Here is a 17,442-nt window from a genome sequence, read left to right on the forward strand (position 1 = left end):
CGATGACCACACAGACCACCGAAACCCCCAGCGCCCCCGTCAACAAGGACGGCAACGCCAAGGGCCTCATCGGCCTCCCCGAGAACGTCGGCCGCGCCCTCGCCACCGCAGGCGGCGTCCTCGCCATCGTCTCCACCTTCCTCGCCTGGACGTGGACCAGCGAATTCCCCGGCGACCTCACCGTCTACGGCTACCCCGGCGGCCTCCAGGTCCTCGTCCTCATCGGCGGCGCCCTCACCGCGCTCTTCGGCCTCGCCTCCTACGGCGTCAAGGGCCTGCGCTGGCTCACCCCCGCCGGCGCCGACAGCGCCCTGAAACTCGCCGCACTCGGCACCTTCGCCACCACGTGGTACACCGTCATCGCCATCAGCACCGAGCTCGGCGGCGTCGTCAACCTCGAACCCGGCGCCTACATCGCCGCGATCGTCACCCTCGCCGCGGTCCTCGGAGCCTTCGCCCTGCCCTTCACCCGGCCGGAGCCCGACCCCGTCGACCCCGACGACACCGGCTGGGAGCAGTTCAGGCACACCGCGCGCCACAAGTGGTCCATCTTCAAAGCGGCCATCGCCTCCGGCACCCCCAGCAAGGCACCCACGCTCCCCGCCTTCGCCGAGATCCTCGTCATCGTCGCCGCCATGGCAGTCGGCCTGACCGTCTTCACCTACGGCATCGGCACCGAGTACGACGAACAGTTCATCGGCTTCCTGCTCACCGTCGGCTTCGGCTTCGCCGCCCTCGCCAAGGCCGGGCTCGTGGCCCGGGTCTCGGCCATCACCGGCAAGCACCGCACCATCACCATGTTCGGCGCGTTCATCGCCGCCGCGCTCTTCCCCTTCACCCAGTCCGACGACCAGTACGCGACCATCGGCGTCTACATCCTGATCTTCGCCACCGTCGCCCTCGGCCTCAACATCGTCGTCGGCCTCGCCGGCCTCCTCGACCTCGGATACGTCGCCTTCCTCGGCGTCGGCGCCTACACCGCGGCCATGGTCTCCGGCTCCCCCTCCTCACCGTTCGACGTCCACCTGCCGTTCTGGCTCTCCGCGATCCTCGGCGCCGCGGTCGCCATGGTCTTCGGCGTCCTCATCGGCGCCCCCACCCTCCGACTGCGCGGCGACTACCTCGCCATCGTCACCCTCGGATTCGGTGAGATCTTCCGCATCACCGTCCTCAACATGGACGGCACCTCCGGACCCGACATCACCAACGGCTCCAACGGCATCTCCTCGATCCCGAACCTCAACATCCTCGGCTTCGACTTCGGCGCCGAACACACCTTCCTCGGGTTCACCATCGCGCGCTTCGCCAACTACTTCCTGCTGATGCTCCTCATCACGCTGATCGTCGTAGTCGTCTTCCAGCGCAGCAGTGACTCCCGCATCGGACGCGCCTGGATCGCCATCCGCGAAGACGAGACCGCCGCCCTCGCCATGGGCATCAACGGCTTCCGCGTCAAGCTCATCGCCTTCGCCCTCGGCGCCTCCCTCGCCGGCCTCGCCGGCGCCGTCCAGGCCCACGTCACCTACACCGTGACCCCCGAGCAGTACCAGTTCGCCCACGTCGTACCGCCCAACTCGGCCTTCCTCCTCGCAGCGGTCGTCCTCGGCGGCATGGGCACCATCGCCGGCCCGCTCGTCGGCGCCGCACTCCTCTACCTCATCCCGGCCAAGCTCCAGTTCCTCGGCGACTACCAGCTCTTCGCCTTCGGACTCGCGCTCGTCCTCCTCATGCGTTTCCGCCCCGAGGGCCTCATCCCGAACCGGCGCCGCCAGCTCGAATTCCACGAAGAGGCCGAAGCGCCCACAGTCCTCGGCAAGACAGGGGCCTGACACATGACCACCGACACCACCACCTCCCTCGGGACGACCGTCCTCGACGCCCGCGGCGTGACCATGCGCTTCGGCGGCCTCACCGCCGTACGCAACGTCGACCTCACCGTCAACAGCGGCGAGATCGTCGGACTCATCGGCCCCAACGGCGCCGGCAAGACGACCTTCTTCAACTGCCTCACCGGCCTCTACATCCCCACCGAGGGAGAGGTCCGCTACAAGGGCAACGTCCTGCCGCCCAAGTCCTTCAAGGTCACCGCCGCCGGCGTCGCCCGCACCTTCCAGAACATCCGCCTGTTCGCCAACATGACGGTCCTGGAAAACGTCCTCGTCGGCCGCCACACCAGGACGAAGGAAGGCCTCTGGTCCGCACTCCTGCGCGGCCCCGGCTTCCACCGCGCCGAAAAGGCCTCCCGCGAACGCGCCATGGAACTCCTGGAGTTCATCGGCCTCGCCAACAAGGCCGAACACCTCGCCCGCAACCTGCCCTACGGCGAACAGCGCAAGCTGGAGATCGCACGAGCACTCGCGAGCGAACCCGGACTCCTCCTCCTGGACGAGCCCACCGCCGGCATGAACCCGCAGGAGACGCGAGCCACCGAAGAGCTGGTCTTCGCCATCCGCGACAAGGGCATCGCCGTCCTCGTCATCGAGCACGACATGCGGTTCATCTTCAACCTCTGCGACCGCGTGGCCGTCCTCGTCCAAGGCGAAAAACTCGTCGAAGGCGACAGCGCCACCGTCCAGGGCGACGAACGCGTCATCGCCGCCTACCTCGGAGAGCCCTTCGAGGACGCCCCCGGCCACGAAGAAGTCGCGGAGGTCCAGGCAGCCGAGGCCCAGGCCGACACCACGACCGACGCCGCGCCCGGCAAGGAGAACGACCGATGACCGCACTGCTCGAAGTAGAGGACCTCCGGGTCGCCTACGGCAAGATCGAAGCCGTCAAGGGCATCTCGTTCAAGGTCGAGGCCGGCGAGGTCGTCACCCTCATCGGCACCAACGGCGCCGGCAAGACCACGACCCTGCGCACCCTCTCGGGCCTGCTCAAGCCGGTCGGCGGCCAGATCAAGTTCGACGGCAAGTCCCTAAAGAAGACCCCGGCCCACCAGATCGTCTCGCTCGGCCTCGCCCACTCCCCCGAGGGGCGGCACATCTTCCCGCGCATGACGATCGAGGACAACCTCCGCCTCGGCGCCTTCCTCCGGAACGACAAAGCGGGCATCGAGAAGGACATCCAGCGCGCCTACGACCTCTTCGCGATCCTCGGAGAGCGCCGCAAGCAGGCCGCGGGCACCCTGTCCGGCGGCGAGCAGCAGATGCTGGCCATGGGCCGTGCGCTCATGTCCCAGCCGAAGCTGCTGATGCTGGACGAGCCGTCCATGGGTCTCTCGCCGATCATGATGCAGAAGATCATGGCGACCATCGCCGAGCTCAAGTCCCAGGGCACGACGATCCTGCTCGTCGAGCAGAACGCCCAAGCGGCACTGTCGCTGGCCGACCACGGCCACGTCATGGAGATCGGCAAGATCGTGCTGTCGGGGTCCGGCCAGGACCTGCTGCACGACGAGTCGGTACGCAAGGCGTACCTCGGCGAGGACTGAGTCCTTGACCTGGTGACCGCTGTACGACGAGGCCCGCGCCCCCGACTGGGGACGCGGGCCTCTCGCATGAACGCGGTCGGGGAAGGTCAGCCCTTCCCCGCCTTCTTCTCATCGGCGTCCTGGATGACGGCCTCGGCCACCTGCTGCATCGACATACGCCGGTCCATCGACGTCTTCTGGATCCAGCGGAACGCGGCCGGCTCGGTCAGTCCGTACTCGGTCTGAAGGATCGACTTCGCCCGGTCGACGAGCTTGCGGGTCTCAAGGCGCAGAGTGAGGTCGGCGACCTCGGCCTCCAGCTCCTTCAGCTCGGTGAACCGGGACACGGCCATCTCGATCGCCGGTACGACGTCACTCTTGCTGAACGGCTTCACCAGATACGCCATCGCACCGGCGTCGCGGGCGCGCTCCACGAGGTCGCGCTGCGAGAAGGCGGTCAGCATGAGGACGGGGGCGATGCGCTCCTCGGCGATCTTCTCGGCCGCGGAGATGCCGTCCATCTTCGGCATCTTCACATCGAGGATCACGAGGTCCGGCTTGTGCTCACGGGCCAGCTCGATGGCCTGCTCACCGTCACCGGCCTCGCCGACGACGCTATAGCCCTCTTCCTCCAGCATCTCTTTGAGGTCGAGCCGGATGAGGGCCTCGTCCTCGGCGATGACGACACGGGTCGTCAGCGGAGGCACGTGCGACTTGTCGTCGTCGGGCGCGTCTACGGGCTGGGGCGACTCGGGGGCGGTCACGGGGGCTCCTTGTTCAGGGCAGGGGTGCTGCTGACAAGAGCCTACCTAGCTGCGGTAAGGTGGGTGCGCGAGGGGTTGCAGTTCTCCTTCCTTTCTAAGGCCCCAGTACTCCAACTGGTTAGAGAGGCCGCTCTCAAACAGCGGACAGTGTGGGTTCGAATCCCACCTGGGGCACTTTTCCTTCGATTCCAAGGTTTGGACTAGGAAGCGGATGTTCCCGTTCTCGTGAACATCCGCTTTTTGCTGTGTGTCGCGGTGATCTCTCTCGCAGGGTGTCCGCATGAACTTTCACAGCACAGAAGTGCGACAGCGGGCACTCGCGCTACTCAGGGGCGGCTCCAAGAACGCGGACGTAGCGCGGGTCCTCAACGTTCCGCTGGGCACGATCAGTTACTGGAAGCACATGGACCGCGCAAAACGCGGTGAATGCCCAGGAAAGCACGACCCGAAGTGTCCACGCTGCGACGGACGCCCGCTGGCTCCAGCCGCGTACTCCTACCTACTAGGTCAGTACCTCGGTGACGGCCACATCAGCCACTACTCACGCCACCGTGTACCGAGCCTCATGATCACCTGTGCCGATGCATGGCCGGGGATCGCTGACGAGACCGAGGCGGCAGTACGAGCCGTCTTCCCAGACAACGGCGTACATCGTCTCCAGCGCACCGGCTGTCAGAACGTCAAGGTCTACTCCAAGCACCTGCCCTGCCTGTTCCCCCAACATGGGCCAGGCAAGAAACACGACCGCCCCATCGCCCTCGAACCCTGGCAACAGGAAATCGTCGACGCCCACCCCTGGGAATTCATCCGCGGCCTCATCCACTCCGACGGATGCCGCATCACCAACTGGACGACCCGCCTCGTGGCCGGTGAACGCAAGCGCTACGAATACCCCCGGTACTTCTTCACCAACAAGTCCGACGACATCAGGAAGCTCTTCACCAACACCCTCGACCTGGTCGGCGTCGAATGGACCAGCCTCGCTCGCGGCAGCGACCCCTTCAACATCTCCATCGCCCGCAAAACCTCCGTCGCCCTCGTGGACACCCACGTAGGCCCAAAACACTGACTACTTGGGGCTGTCGTCCTCGCCGATGTGGTGCACCCGGACGAGGTTCGTCGAGCCGGCGACTCCGGGCGGTGAACCCGCCGTGATCACGACGATGTCGCCCTTCTGGCAGCGGCCGTACTTCAGAAGCAGCTCGTCCACCTGGTCGACCATCGCGTCCGTGGAGTCGACCTGGGGGCCGAGGAAGGTCTCCACTCCCCATGTCAGGTTCAGCTGGGAGCGGGTCGCCGGCTCGGGGGTGAAGGCGAGGAGGGGGATCGGGGAGCGGTAGCGGGAGAGCCTGCGGACCGTGTCTCCCGACTGGGTGAAGGCGACCAGGAATTTGGCTCCCAGGAAGTCGCCCATTTCAGCTGCCGCTCGCGCTACCGCGCCGCCCTGGGTGCGGGGTTTGTTGCGTTCGGTCAGGGGCGGGAGGCCCTTGGCGAGGATGTCCTCCTCGGCGGCGGTGACGATCTTCGCCATGGTGCGGACGGTCTCGATGGCGTATTTGCCGACGCTGGTCTCGCCGGAGAGCATGACCGCGTCCGTGCCGTCGATGACCGCGTTCGCGACATCCGACGCCTCGGCCCGTGTCGGGCGGGAATTCTCGATCATCGAGTCGAGCATCTGGGTGGCGACGATGACCGGCTTGGCGTTGCGCTTCGCCAGCTTGATCGCGCGCTTCTGGACGATGGGGACCTGTTCGAGGGGCATTTCGACGCCCAGATCCCCCCGCGCGACCATGATGCCGTCGAAGGCGGCGACGATGTCCTCGATCGCGTCGACCGCCTGGGGCTTCTCCACCTTGGCGATGACGGGGAGGCGGCGGCCTTCCTCGTCCATGATGCGGTGGACGTCGTCGATGTCGCGGCCGGATCGGACGAAGGACAGGGCGATGACGTCGAAGCCTGTCCGGAGGACCCAGCGTAGGTCGGCCTCGTCCTTGTCCGACAGGGCCGGCACGGATACCGCGACGCCCGGCAGATTCAGGCCCTTGTTGTCGGAGACCATGCCGCCTTCGATGACGGTGGTGTGGACGCGGGGGCCGTCGACGGCGGTGACTTCGAGGCAGACCTTGCCGTCGTCGACGAGGATGCGCTCGCCCGCGCTGACGTCGTCGGCGAGGCCCGCGTAGGTCGTCCCGCAGGACTCCTGGTCGCCTTCGGCGCCGTCTTCCACGGTGATGGTGAAGGTGTCGCCGCGTTCAAGGAGTACGGGTCCTTCGGTGAAGCGGCCGAGGCGGATCTTCGGGCCTTGAAGGTCGGCGAGGGTGCCGACGCTGTGGCCCGTCTCGTCGGAGGCCTTGCGGACGTGGTGGTAGCGCTCCTCATGTTCGGCGTAGCCGCCGTGGCTGAGGTTGAAGCGGGCTACGTCCATTCCGGCTTCGACCAGTGCCTTGATCTGGTCGTATGAGTGGGTGGCGGGGCCCAGGGTGCAGACGATCTTTGCTCGGCGCATGTTTTGACCCTAGGGCTTACCGGTGGGTAGGGATTTGGTGGGCGGTGACTGCTCAACAACCTTTGGGTGACGTGTTATTGACAAGGATTGAATTGTGCGCCGGGGTGCTCTGATGAGCGTTTCCTTGTGCGAATTCCGCGCGGTTTCACAGCTTCGGGGGTGCCATGGTGAAGCGGGCGTTGACCTGGGCGTGCACGCGTTGGCGTTGGGGTTCGAGGTCGAGGGGGGCGGCGGTGTCCTCGGCTGCGGCGTAGGACATGGAGCGCATGCGGCTGCCGGGGGCGGTGGGGGCGAGGGGTTGGGCGTTCTCGGCGCCGATGTCGGCGAGCTCGACGAGGGCGGCGAGTGTGGTGCCCAGTGCTTCGGCGTATTCGCGGGCTCGCTGGACGGCTTCTTTGACGGCCTGTTGGCGGGCTTGGCGGTGGGCCGGGGAGTCGGGGCGTAGGGCCCACCAGGGGCCGTCGACGCGGGTGAGGTCCAGGTCGGCGAGGCGTGTGGTGAGTTCGCCGAGTGCGGTGAAGTCGGTGAGTTCGGCGGTGACGTGGACGCGGCCGTGGTAGGCGTGGACGCGTTCGCCGCGGCCCTTCTCCTTGAGTTGGGGGGTGATGGAGAAGGCGCCTGTCTCGAGCCGTTCGACGGCGTCGCCGTAGGTCTTGATGAGGTCGAGGACGGTGGCGTTGCGGCGGGTGAGGTCGTCGAGGGCGGTGCGGCGGTCTTTGCCGCGGGCGGCGACGCTGACGCCGATGCGGGCGATTTCGGGGTCGACTTCGAGGCGGGCTTCGCCGCGGACGGCGATGCGGGGTGCGTCGGGGGTGCCGTAGGGCAGGAAGGGGTGGGGGTCGTCCGCAGCTGGTGTGGTCATACGACCCACTCTGTCACTTCTTGGCGTGTTGTCAGCTGGTCGGGTGACCGGTTGGGTCATCAGATCGAAACCTGTAGGGGGTGTTGCGGTTCGGCGTGTGCGGGTCAGAATCTACGCGCGTTGTTGACCGTTCCCCGAGGAGATCAAGACATGCCGTTGAACCGCAGGAAGTTCCTGGAGAAGTCCGCCGTGACCGGTGCGGGCGTCGCGCTGGCCGGTGCCGTGGGGGCTCCTGCGGCCGAGGCGGCGGAGGCCAAGAAGGGGCAGAAGCCCGCAAAGCGGTACTCCTTCACGGTGATGGGCACCACCGACCTGCACGGCAACATCTTCAACTGGGACTACTTCAAGGACACGGAGTACACGGACGCCAAGGGCAACGCGAAGGGTCTGGCCCGGGTCTCGACCCTGGTCAATCAGGTCCGTGCGGAGAAGGGCCGCCGCAACACGCTGCTCATCGACGCGGGCGACACGATCCAGGGCACGCCGCTGACGTACTACTACGCGAAGGTGGACCCGATCACCGCCAAGGGCGGTCCGGTGCACCCGATGGCCGCGGCGATGAACGCGATCGGCTATGACGCGGTGGCGCTGGGCAACCACGAGTTCAACTACGGCATCGAGACGCTCCGCAAGTTCGAGGACCAGTGCCACTTCCCGCTGCTCGGCGCGAACGCGCTGGACGCGAAGACGCTGAAGCCGGCCTTCCCGCCCTACTTCATCAAGAAGATCTGCCCGCCCGGTCTCCCGCCGGTCAAGGTGGCCGTCCTCGGTCTGACCAACCCGGGCATCGCGATCTGGGACAAGGCGTACGTCGAGGGCAAGCTGGTGTTCCCGGGTCTGGAGGAGCAGGCCGCGAAGTGGGTGCCGAAGCTGCGGTCGATGGGTGCGGACGTGGTCGTCGTGTCGGCGCACTCGGGTTCCTCGGGCACCTCCTCGTACGGTGACCAGCTGCCGTACATCGAGAACTCGGCGGCGCTGGTGGCCCAGCAGGTGCCGGGCATCGACGCGATCCTCGTCGGGCACGCGCACACGGAGATCGCGGAGCTGCTGGTCACGAACGAGAAGACCGGCAGGACGGTCGTGCTGTCGGAGCCGCTCTGCTATGCGCAGCGGCTGTCCCTGTTCGACTTCGAGCTGGTCTTCTCGAAGGGCCGCTGGACGGTCGAGTCGGTGAAGGCGACGGTGCGTGACTCGAAGACGGTCGCGGACGACCCGAAGATCACGAAGCTGCTGAAGGACGACCACGACATCGTGGTGGAGTACGTGAACCAGGTCGTCGGTACGGCGACGGAGACGCTGACGACGGTCGAGGCGCGCTACAAGGACGCCCCGATCATCGACCTGATCACGAAGGTCCAGGAGGACGTGGTCAAGGCGGCGCTGGCGGGCACCGAGTACGCCGCGCTGCCGGTCCTCTCGCAGGCCTCGCCGTTCTCCCGTACGTCGGAGATCCCGGCGGGCGATGTGACGATCCGGGACCTGTCCAGTCTGTACGTGTACGACAACACGCTGGTCGCGAAGTTGCTGACGGGTGCGCAGGTGAGGGCGTACCTGGAGTACTCGGCGCAGTACTTCGTGCAGACGGCGGCGGATGCCGCGGTGGACGTGGAGAAGCTGACGAACGCGAACAGCCGTCCGGACTACAACTACGACTATGTGTCGGGGCTGTCGTACGAGATCGACATCGCGCAGGCGGCGGGTTCGCGGATCAAGAACCTCACCTACAACGGTGCGGCGCTGGACGACGCGCAGCAGTTCGTGTTCGCGGTGAACAACTACCGTGCCAACGGTGGCGGTGCGTTCCCGCACGTGGCTTCGGCGAAGGAGCTGTGGGCGGAGTCGACGGAGATCCGTACGCGGATCGCGGAGTGGGTGACGGCGAAGGGTGTGCTGAACCCGGCCGACTTCGCGTCGGTGGACTGGAAGCTGACGCGGAACGGTACGCCGGTCTTCTAAGGGTTCGGCCTTCCTGAGGCTCAGCAGAGTTGTGTCCACGGCGCCGGCGGGGCTTTTCACGTCGGCGCCGTTGGCGTGCGCGCTCTTCTCCTAGCGTCCCTCGACCAGGGGGGTGAGTGTCTGGGCCTGGCGGGCGGCCGGGATCTGGGGCTGCTGGTCGAGGCCGAAGGTGGTGAAGGCCGTTCGGGTGGGGAGGAGGTAGGGGGCCTTTTCCGTCAGGGAGTTGAGGATGGTGGCGCTGCGCCAGGCGGCGAGGCCGAGGTCGGGGGTGCCGACGCCGTGGGTGTGGCGTTCGGCGTTCTGGACGTAGAGGGTGCCGGTGACGGAGGGGTCGAGGACGAGGCGGAACTGTTCGTCGACGCGGGGGCGTTCGCGGCTGTCGCGGCGCAGGTAGGGGTCGAGTCCGGCGAGGATGCGGTTCAGGGGGCGTTCGCGGTAGCCGGTGGCGAGGACGACGGCGTCGGTGGTGAGGCGTGAGCGGGTGTGCTGCTCGGTGTGTTCGAGGTGGAGTTCGACCTTGGTGGTGGCGACGCGGCCCGCGGTGCGGACGCGGACGCCGGGGGTGAGGACGGTGTCGGGCCAGCCGCCGTGCAGGGTGCGCCGGTAGAGCTCGTCGTGGATGGCGGCGATGGTGTCGGCGTCGATGCCTTTGTGGAGCTGCCATTGGGTGGTGACGAGGCGGTCGCGTTCGGCTTCGGACAGGGCGTGGAAGTAGCGGGTGTAGTCGGGGCTGAAGTGTTCCAGGCCGAGCTTGGAGTACTCCATGGGGGCGAAGGCCTTGGTGCTGCCGAGCCAGTGGAGGCCTTCGCGGCCTGCGGGGCGGGTGCGGAGCAGGTCGAGGAAGATCTCGGCGCCGGTCTGTCCGGTGCCGACGACGGTGACGTGTGCGGCGCGCTGGAAGGCGTCGCGGTGGGCGAGGTAGTCGGTGGCGTGGATGACGGGCACGCCGGTGGCCTCGACGAGGGGTTTGAGGGGTTCGGGGATGTGGGGCTCGGTGCCGACGCCGAGGACGATGTTCTTCGTGTACGTCCGGCCGAGGGCGTCGGCTTCTCCGTCGGTGTCGAGCTGGGTGAAGTCGACCTCGAAGAGGTCGCGTTCGGGGTTCCAGCGGACGGCGTCGACCTGGTGGCCGAAGCGGAGTCCGGGGAGGTTCTCGGCGACCCAGCGGCAGTAGGCGTCGTATTCGGCGCGCTGGATGTGGAAGCGCTCGGCGAAGTAGAAGGGGAAGAGCCTCTCGCGGCTCTTGAGGTAGTTGAGGAAGGTCCAGGGGCTGGCGGGGTCGGCGAGGGTGACCAGGTCGGCGAGGAAGGGGACCTGGATTCTGGCGCCGTCGATGAGGAGGCCGGGGTGCCAGTCGAAGGCGGGGCGTTGTTCGTAGAAAACGGTGTCGAGTTCGGCGAGGGGGTGGGCGAGGGCGGCGAGGGAGAGATTGAAGGGGCCGATGCCGATGCCGACGAGGTCGCGGGGTGCGTCGGGTTGCTGGTGGGGCGGGGTGGGGGTCATCTTCGGGGGGTTCCTTCCACGACTTTCAGGAGTGCGGCCAGGTCGTCGGGCCGGGTGTGGGGGTTGAGGAGGGTGGCCTTGAGCCAGAGCCGGCCGTCGAGGCGGGCCCGGCCGAGGACGGCGCGGCCGTCGGTGAGGAGTTTTCGGCGTACGGCGGCGATGTCGTCGTCGGTGGCGTGGACCGGCCGGAACAGGACCGTGCTGATGGTGGGCGGGGCGTGGAGCTCGAACGCCGGGTGGCTCTGGACGAGTGCGGCGAACTCCGTTGCCCGGTCGCAGACTTGGTCGATGAGTCGGCCCAGTCCGGTGCGGCCGAGGGTTTTCAGGGTGACGGCGATCTTGAGGGCGTCGGGGCGGCGGGTGGTGCGCAGGGAGCGGCCGAGGAGGTCGGGGAGGCCGGCTTCGGTGTCGTCGTCGGCGTTGAGGTAGTCGGCGCGCTGTCGGAGTGCGGCGAGGTCGCGGGCGTCCTGGACGGCGAGGAGGCCGGCGGCGACCGGTTGCCAGCCGAGTTTGTGCAGGTCGAGTGTGACGGTGGCTGCGGCGCTCAGGCCGGTGAGCTTGTCCCGGTGGCGGGTGCTGAAGAGGAGCCCTCCGCCATATGCCGCGTCGATGTGGAGGCGGGCGCCGTGGGTTCGGCAGACCGCGGCGATCTCGGGGAGGGGGTCGATGAGGCCCGCGTCGGTGGTTCCCACGGTGGCGGCGACGAGGTGGGGGCCGGGGAGGTCGGTGAGTGCGGCGTCCAGGGCGGCGGGGTCGAGGGTGCCTGCGGGGGCGGGGACGGTCACCGGGTCGGGGAGGCCGAGGAGCCAGGCGCTGCGCGGGAGTGAGTGGTGGGCGTTGGCTCCGCAGACCAGTCGGGTGCCGGCGCCCAGGGTTTCTCTGGCCAGGAGAAGGGCCAGTTGGTTCGATTCGGTGCCGCCCGTTGTCACCAGGGCGTCGGGGGCGTTGTTGGCTGCGGCGCCGTTGTGGCTGGTCGCGCAGTTCCCCGCGCCCCTGGGCACATCGATGTAGACCTCGTTGGCAAGTACCCGAGTTACCAGTCGCTCCAGCTCTGACGCTGCTGGTGCCTGGTCCCAAGAGTCCAGGGAAGGGTTGAGGACTGACGCCGCCAGGTCGGCTGCCGCTGCCACCGCGAGAGGTGGGCAGTGGAGGTGGGCGGCGCACAGGGGGTCCGCCGGGTCGGCGGAGCCTTCCGCCAAGGACCGGACCAGGTGCCGCAGTGCCTCCGGGTCGCCCTCGTCCGGGAGTACGTCGCCCAGTGCGTCCCGTACTCGTGCCGCGACCGTCTCCGGGCCTCCCGCGGGAAGCGGTCCCCCGCGCTCCTGTGCGCCGTCTCGTAGCGCTTCGAGGACGGTGTCGAGCAACGGGCGCAGGGCGCGGGGGCCTTCGGGTCCTGAGGCCAGTGGCGGGGTGCGCATGATGCCAGCTTGTACGCGGTTGCGGGGGCGCGCCCGAGAGGTTCGGCGATTCAGACCCGAAAGGGGGTACTTCCGTGCGGCGGAAACGTGGGGGAGGTCAGCCCCGGAAGTCCTCGGCGTGGTCCCGGGCCCACTGCTCGAAGGTGCGGGCCCGGGTGCCGGTGATCTTCTCGACGGTGTCGGTGATCTCCGGGGTCGCGCCGACGGTGGCGGCCCAGCTCTTCAGCAGGAACTGGAGGAGGTGGGGCGGCAGGTGGGAGAACAGTTCGGTGGCGGCCTGTTCCGGCGGGAGTTCGACGTACTCCAGGTCGCGTCCGAGGGCCCGGCCGATCGCGGCGATCTGGTCGGCGTTGCTGGTCGCCGCGGGGCCGGTGAGGATGTGGACGGCGCCTTCGTGGCCGACGTCGAGGAGGGCGCGTTCGGCGACGGCGGCGATGTCGTCCTCGTGGACGGGTGCGCTCATCGCGTCGGCGAAGACGCCGCGGACGGTGTCGCCGGCGCAGATCTGTCCCGCCCATGAGAGGGCGTTGACGGCGAAGGCGTGGGGGCGCAGGAAGGTCCATTCCAGGCCGCTGTCGCGGATGGCGCGTTCGGCGTCGGCGTGCATGATCCGGAGGGGGTTGCTGTCGTCGGCGTCTGCTGTGACGTATCCGGCGGACAGGAACACGACGTGGCGGACGCCGGCTTCGCGGGCGGCCGTGAGGAGGTCGGCGTTCGCGGCCTGGACGTAGAGGAAGAGTTTGGTGCCGCCTTCGAAGGCGGACCTGTCGGGGTGGAGGCGCTTGACCTCCACCCCGTCGGGCAGTGCGGCCTTGTGGGGGTCGCGGGTGAGGGCGCGTACGGGTCGGCCTGCGGCGACGAGGCGGTCGACGAGGGCACGGCCGACGTTTCCGGTGGCGCCGGTTACTAAGATCACGGGTCTGTCTCCCAGGGTTGATCGTCCTTGACTGTCCGTAGCCTAGAGCGGACGATCGCCTTCCCGCGTCGTCTCCCGGGAGCAACCGCGGCCTACGTCCGGGGTCCTAGGCCTCCCTTACGCGCAAGGCGCGTGCCAGGTCGTCGAGTTGGTCGGCGAGCTTGCGGCGCAGGGCCGGGATGGGGTCGGCGTTGCGCAGGCACCGTTCGCCGTGGCTCAGGGTGTCGGCGTCGACGGCGTGGGCGGGGAATGCGTAGCGGCCGGCGGCGTCGGCGATGGCGGGGCCGCGGCGGGCGGCGAGGGCGACGGCGTCCTCGAAGTAGCGCGGGACGTACTCCTGGAGGAGCTCGGCCTGTTCGGGCTGCCAGAAGCCCTGGGCGGTGGCGGTGAACAGGTAGTTGGACAGGTCGTCGTGGGCGAACATGGCCTCCCACGCGGTGCGCTTGGCGGCCGCGTCGGGCAGGGCGGCGCGGCAGCGGGTGGCGCCCTCCTGGCCGGTGGCGGACGGGTCGCGGTCGAGTTCGGCGGCGATGGCGGTCTCGTCGGTGGCGTCGAGGGCGGCGAGGCGGGCCAGGACGCGCCAGCGCAGTTCGGGGTCGAGTTCGGGGCCGCCGGGGACGGTGCCGTCGGCGAGCCAGGCGGCGATGGTGTCGGGGTGGGCGGCGACGTCGATGAAGTGGCGTACGGCGATCAGTCGCAGGCCGGGGTTGTCGCCGTCCTCGGTGCGGCGGATGAGGTCGCGGCACAGGGAGGTGAGGGTGGTGAGGGCGGCGGGGCGCTCCTCGGGTGTCACATAGCGGCCGGCGACCTGGACGGAGGCGAAGGCGAGGACGCCCTGGACGAGGGCGAGGTCGGTCTCGTGCGGGAGGTGGGTGCGGGCGGCCTCGAGGTAGGCGGTGGGCGCCAGTTCGCCGTCGCGGACCGCGTCGCGCAGGGCGTTCCAGACGACGGCGCGGGTGAGCGGGTCGGGCAGGCCCGACAGGGCGGCGCGGACGGTGTCGAAGGAGTCGGCGTCGAAGCGGATCTTGGCGTAGCTGAGGTCGCCGTCGTTGAGGAGCAGGAGGGCGGGGCGCTTGCCGATGGGCTGCGGGGCGGCCTGCGGGATGTCGAGGTCGAGGCGTTCGCGCAGGACGAGGTGGCGGCCCACGTCGGTCGCGCCTTCCGCCAGGGTCCGGTCGTAGAGGCCTACGGCGATGCGGTGCGGGCGGCTGCCGGTGTGCTCGACCTGGAGCGTGTAGGTGCCTTCGTCGCCGGGGGTGACCCGGGGCCTGAGGGTGTCGACGCCGGTGGTGCGCAGCCAGGTCTCCGCCCAGGCGTGGACGTCGCGTTCGGTGCTGCTCGCGAGGGAGTCGATGAAGTCGGCGAGGGTGGCGTTGGCGAACTTGTGGCGGGCGAAGTGGGTGTTGATGCCGGCGAGGAAGTCCTTCTCGCCGAGCCAGGCCACCAGTTGCCGTAGCGCGGAGGCGCCCTTGGCGTAGGAGATGCCGTCGAAGTTGAGCATCGCGGAGGCGGTGTCGGGCACCAGCTCGGGGTCGGGGGCGACCGGGTGGGTGGAGGGCCGCTGGTCGGCCTCGTAGCCCCAGGCCTTGCGGGCGACGCCGAAGTCGGTCCAGGTGTCGGCGAAGCGGGTGGCTTCGGCGCAGATCTGGTAGCCCATGTACTCGGCGAAGGACTCGTTGAGCCAGATGTCGTCCCACCAGCGCAGGGTGACGAGGTCGCCGAACCACATGTGGGCCATCTCGTGGGCGATGACCATGGCGCGGGTCTGGCGTTCGGTGTCGGTGACGGCGGAGCGGTAGACGAACTCGTCGCGGAAGGTGACCAGTCCGGGGTTCTCCATGGCGCCGGCGTTGAACTCGGGGACGAACGCCTGGTCGTAGGAGTCGAAGGGGTAGGGCTCCTCGAACTTCTCGTGGTAGCGGTCGTAGCACTGCTTGGTGACCTCGAAGAGTTCGTCGGCGTCCGCGTCGAGGTAGGGGGCGAGCGAGCGGCGGCAGTGCAGGCCGAAGGGCAGGCCGCGGTGTTCGGTGGTGACGGAGTGGTAGGGGCCGGCGGCGACGGCGACGAGGTAGGTGGAGATCCGTGGGGTGGGGGCGGTCTGCCAGTTGCCGTCGCCGAGGTGTTCGGTGATGCCGTTGGCGAGGACGGTCCAGTTCTCGGGGGCCTTCACGGTCAGCTCGAAGACGGCCTTGAGGTCGGGCTGGTCGAAGGCGGCGAAGACACGGGGGGCGTCGTCCATGCACAGGTTCGTGTACAGGTAGGTCTCGCCGTCGGCGGGGTCGGTGAAGCGGTGCATGCCTTCGCCGGTGCGGGAGTAGCGCATGCTCGCGTCGATGTGGAGTTCGTGTTCGCCGGCGGTGAGGTTCTTCAGGGGCAGCCGGTCGCCGTCCAGGGTCTCCGGGTCGAGGGGCTGTCCGTCGAGGGCGACGGAGCGCAGCTGTGCGGGCTTGAGCTCGACGAAGGTGTCGCCGTCCGCACGCAGGGTGAAGCGGATGACGGTGCGGGAGTCGAAGGTGTCGTCGCCGGTCGTCAGGTCGAGGGCGATCGTGTACCGGTGGACGTCGAGGAGCTTGGCACGGGTCTGCGCGTCGTCGCGCGTCAGTACGGACATGCAGGACATGCTGCCTGATGGGACCGGCCGGGCACAGGGGCGGATCGGTACGCGGCCTATGTCCGGTCCTGTTCGAGACTGCCGTGGTGCGCCCCTTCTGCGCGCTGGAGCGGGACCCGGGTGTCCGGGTGGGGCAGGGCGGGGCGCGCGGGGCGGTCATGGGTCTCGCCGTGGTTCTTGACGAGGGCGCGCAGTTCGCGGATCTCCTCCTGGAGCAGGAGTTGGCGCCGGTGGGCGTCGTAGAGGTAGCGGACCTTGGTGCGCAGCGCCCAGGGGTCGACGGGTTTCGTGATCAGGTCGGCGACGCCGAGCCCGAAGGCGGTGGAGGTCAGTTCGTGGTCGGTGCCGAAGCCGGTGAGCAGGACGACGGGGATGTGCTGGGTCTGTTCCAGGCGGCGCATGTAGCGCACGACGTCGAGGCCGCTGACGCCGGGCATGCGGACGTCGACGAGGAGCAGTCCGACCTGCCCGCGGAGTACCTGCTTGAGGGCCTCGTCGCCGCTGGTGGCGCGGCTGAGCCGGTACCCCAGCGGGGCGAGGGCGCTCTCCAGGGCGTACAGGGTGTCCTCGTGGTCGTCGACGATGAGGATCTTTGCATCCGACGGCATGGCCCGACGTCCCTCCCGCATGGGACAACCAGCTTATGTCCGAGGAGCTGACGGGGAGTGCTCGCCAGCTGACAAGGAGTGCACAGCGCAGCATGCCTCGCGCGGGCGCGCCTGTCACGCCCTTTTGGTGTCGGCCGAGGTCAGTTGGCCTGTGGCGAGGTGCCGTTGATCGTGTTCTCCACGCTCTCGGCGATCCGTTCGTGGTGGCGGATCACTTCGGCGATGATGAAATTGAGGAACTTCTCAGCGAAGGCCGGGTCGAGCTTGGCGTTCTCGGCGAGGGTGCGCAGCCGTTCGATCTGGCGGGCCTCGCGGGCCGGGTCGGCGGGTGGCAGCTGGTGCTGGGCCTTGAGGTGGCCGACCTGCTGGGTGGCCTTGAAGCGTTCGGCGAGCATGTGGACGACGGCGGCGTCGATGTTGTCGATGCTGTCGCGCAGCCGGGCGAGCTCCTCGCGCACGGCGGGGTCGACGTCACCGGTTCCGTTGGTGCTGGTGGTCATGGGCGACCACCCTACGTGGCGACTGCGGCGACGCCGTCGAGGTGTCCGCGCTCGGGCCCGGTGCGCGCGGCCGGCCGCCCGCGAAGGCATATGGGAGCGGCCCTGCCCGGTCGTCGAGTCGGCCGTCGGACCAGGCCGATCGTTGGGCCAGCCCAGTCGTCGGGTCGGCTCGGTCGCCAGGCCAGTCCGATCGCCGGACCGCCCAGGTCGTTGGCCACCCCAATCATCGGGCAGCCCGATCGCCGGGCCGGCTCGATCGTCAGGCCAGCTCGGTCGTTGGGTCGGCTCGGGGCTCAGGCCGGGTTGGGCGTCGGGCCAGCTCGGTTGTTGGGTCGGCTCGGGGCTCAGGCCAGCCCGGGCGTCAGGCCAGCCCGGGCGTCAGGCCA

Annotated in this window: 14 protein-coding genes and 1 tRNA gene; 6 read left to right on the top strand and 9 right to left on the bottom strand. The window is 68.7% G+C overall.

Going from position 1 to position 17,442, the window contains the following annotated elements:
- The first annotated feature begins 2 nt into the window (after positions 1-2).
- From ACIOHP_RS16815 to ACIOHP_RS16825, 3 genes are read left to right on the top strand one after another with little or no spacing between them, the layout of a single operon-like run.
- Entirely contained in the window at positions 3-1,829 is a 1,827-nt protein-coding gene (locus ACIOHP_RS16815) for an ABC transporter permease subunit (RefSeq protein ID WP_361545013.1), read from the top strand.
- Between the two features lie 3 nt (positions 1,830-1,832).
- Positions 1,833-2,720, top strand: coding sequence for an ABC transporter ATP-binding protein (locus ACIOHP_RS16820; protein WP_361545016.1), 888 nt, complete (start codon positions 1,833-1,835; stop codon positions 2,718-2,720).
- Positions 2,717-3,433: an ABC transporter ATP-binding protein gene (locus tag ACIOHP_RS16825; RefSeq protein WP_307032111.1), complete on the top strand. Its 717-nt coding sequence runs from the start codon at positions 2,717-2,719 to the stop codon at positions 3,431-3,433. The genes ACIOHP_RS16820 and ACIOHP_RS16825 overlap by 4 nt, the downstream gene beginning before the upstream one ends.
- An 86-nt stretch (positions 3,434-3,519) precedes the next feature.
- Here ACIOHP_RS16825 and ACIOHP_RS16830 read toward each other — a convergent pair whose 3' ends face one another.
- Entirely contained in the window at positions 3,520-4,176 is a 657-nt protein-coding gene (locus tag ACIOHP_RS16830) for an ANTAR domain-containing response regulator (protein WP_171147617.1), read from the bottom strand.
- A 99-nt stretch (positions 4,177-4,275) separates the two neighbouring features.
- On the opposite strand from ACIOHP_RS16830, the gene ACIOHP_RS16835 reads away from it, so the two are divergent.
- Positions 4,276-4,350, top strand: a tRNA-Leu gene (locus ACIOHP_RS16835).
- A 106-nt stretch (positions 4,351-4,456) separates the two neighbouring features.
- Positions 4,457-5,245, top strand: coding sequence for a helix-turn-helix domain-containing protein (locus ACIOHP_RS16840; RefSeq protein WP_401888107.1), 789 nt, complete (start codon positions 4,457-4,459; stop codon positions 5,243-5,245).
- Here the strand turns inward: ACIOHP_RS16840 and pyk are convergent, their stop codons facing one another.
- Complete coding sequence (pyk, locus tag ACIOHP_RS16845; protein WP_401888109.1) at positions 5,246-6,682, bottom strand: pyruvate kinase; 1,437 nt, start codon at positions 6,680-6,682, stop codon at positions 5,246-5,248.
- A gap of 145 nt (positions 6,683-6,827) precedes the next feature.
- On the bottom strand, positions 6,828-7,544 hold the full coding sequence (locus tag ACIOHP_RS16850; protein WP_401888111.1) for an SIMPL domain-containing protein: 717 nt from the start codon (positions 7,542-7,544) through the stop codon (positions 6,828-6,830).
- Positions 7,545-7,694: 150 nt separating this feature from the next.
- Here ACIOHP_RS16850 and ACIOHP_RS16855 point away from each other — a divergent pair, with 150 nt between their 5' ends.
- Positions 7,695-9,500 (top strand): 5'-nucleotidase C-terminal domain-containing protein, encoded by a 1,806-nt coding sequence (locus tag ACIOHP_RS16855; RefSeq protein ID WP_361545029.1) that lies wholly within the window; start codon positions 7,695-7,697, stop codon positions 9,498-9,500.
- 90 nt (positions 9,501-9,590) lie between these two features.
- On the opposite strand, the gene ACIOHP_RS16860 is transcribed toward ACIOHP_RS16855, so the two are convergent.
- The 6 genes from ACIOHP_RS16860 to ACIOHP_RS16885 all read right to left on the bottom strand — a co-directional run bounded on the left by ACIOHP_RS16860 (position 9,591) and on the right by ACIOHP_RS16885 (position 17,056).
- Positions 9,591-11,003: a lysine N(6)-hydroxylase/L-ornithine N(5)-oxygenase family protein gene (locus tag ACIOHP_RS16860; protein ID WP_401888113.1), complete on the bottom strand. Its 1,413-nt coding sequence runs from the start codon at positions 11,001-11,003 to the stop codon at positions 9,591-9,593.
- Positions 11,000-12,421, bottom strand: coding sequence for a pyridoxal phosphate-dependent decarboxylase family protein (locus ACIOHP_RS16865; protein ID WP_401888116.1), 1,422 nt, complete (start codon positions 12,419-12,421; stop codon positions 11,000-11,002). Before ACIOHP_RS16865 ends, ACIOHP_RS16860 begins: the two co-directional genes overlap by 4 nt.
- Positions 12,422-12,518: 97 nt before the next feature.
- Positions 12,519-13,337, bottom strand: a complete 819-nt coding sequence (locus ACIOHP_RS16870) for an NmrA family NAD(P)-binding protein (RefSeq protein WP_401888119.1) — start codon at positions 13,335-13,337, stop codon at positions 12,519-12,521.
- A 106-nt stretch (positions 13,338-13,443) separates the two neighbouring features.
- Entirely contained in the window at positions 13,444-15,948 is a 2,505-nt protein-coding gene (pepN, locus tag ACIOHP_RS16875; protein ID WP_401888121.1) for an aminopeptidase N, read from the bottom strand.
- Positions 15,949-16,004: 56 nt separating this feature from the next.
- Positions 16,005-16,556 (bottom strand): two-component system response regulator, encoded by a 552-nt coding sequence (locus ACIOHP_RS16880; protein ID WP_401888123.1) that lies wholly within the window; start codon positions 16,554-16,556, stop codon positions 16,005-16,007.
- A 140-nt stretch (positions 16,557-16,696) separates the two neighbouring features.
- A complete protein-coding gene (locus ACIOHP_RS16885; protein WP_361545047.1) occupies positions 16,697-17,056 on the bottom strand; it encodes a chorismate mutase in 360 nt (119 codons plus the stop codon).
- Positions 17,057-17,442 lie beyond the last annotated feature (386 nt).

Origin of the sequence: Streptomyces sp. NPDC087859, from assembly GCF_044742595.1 — a bacterium.
GTDB classification, from domain to species: domain Bacteria; phylum Actinomycetota; class Actinomycetes; order Streptomycetales; family Streptomycetaceae; genus Streptomyces; species Streptomyces canus_F.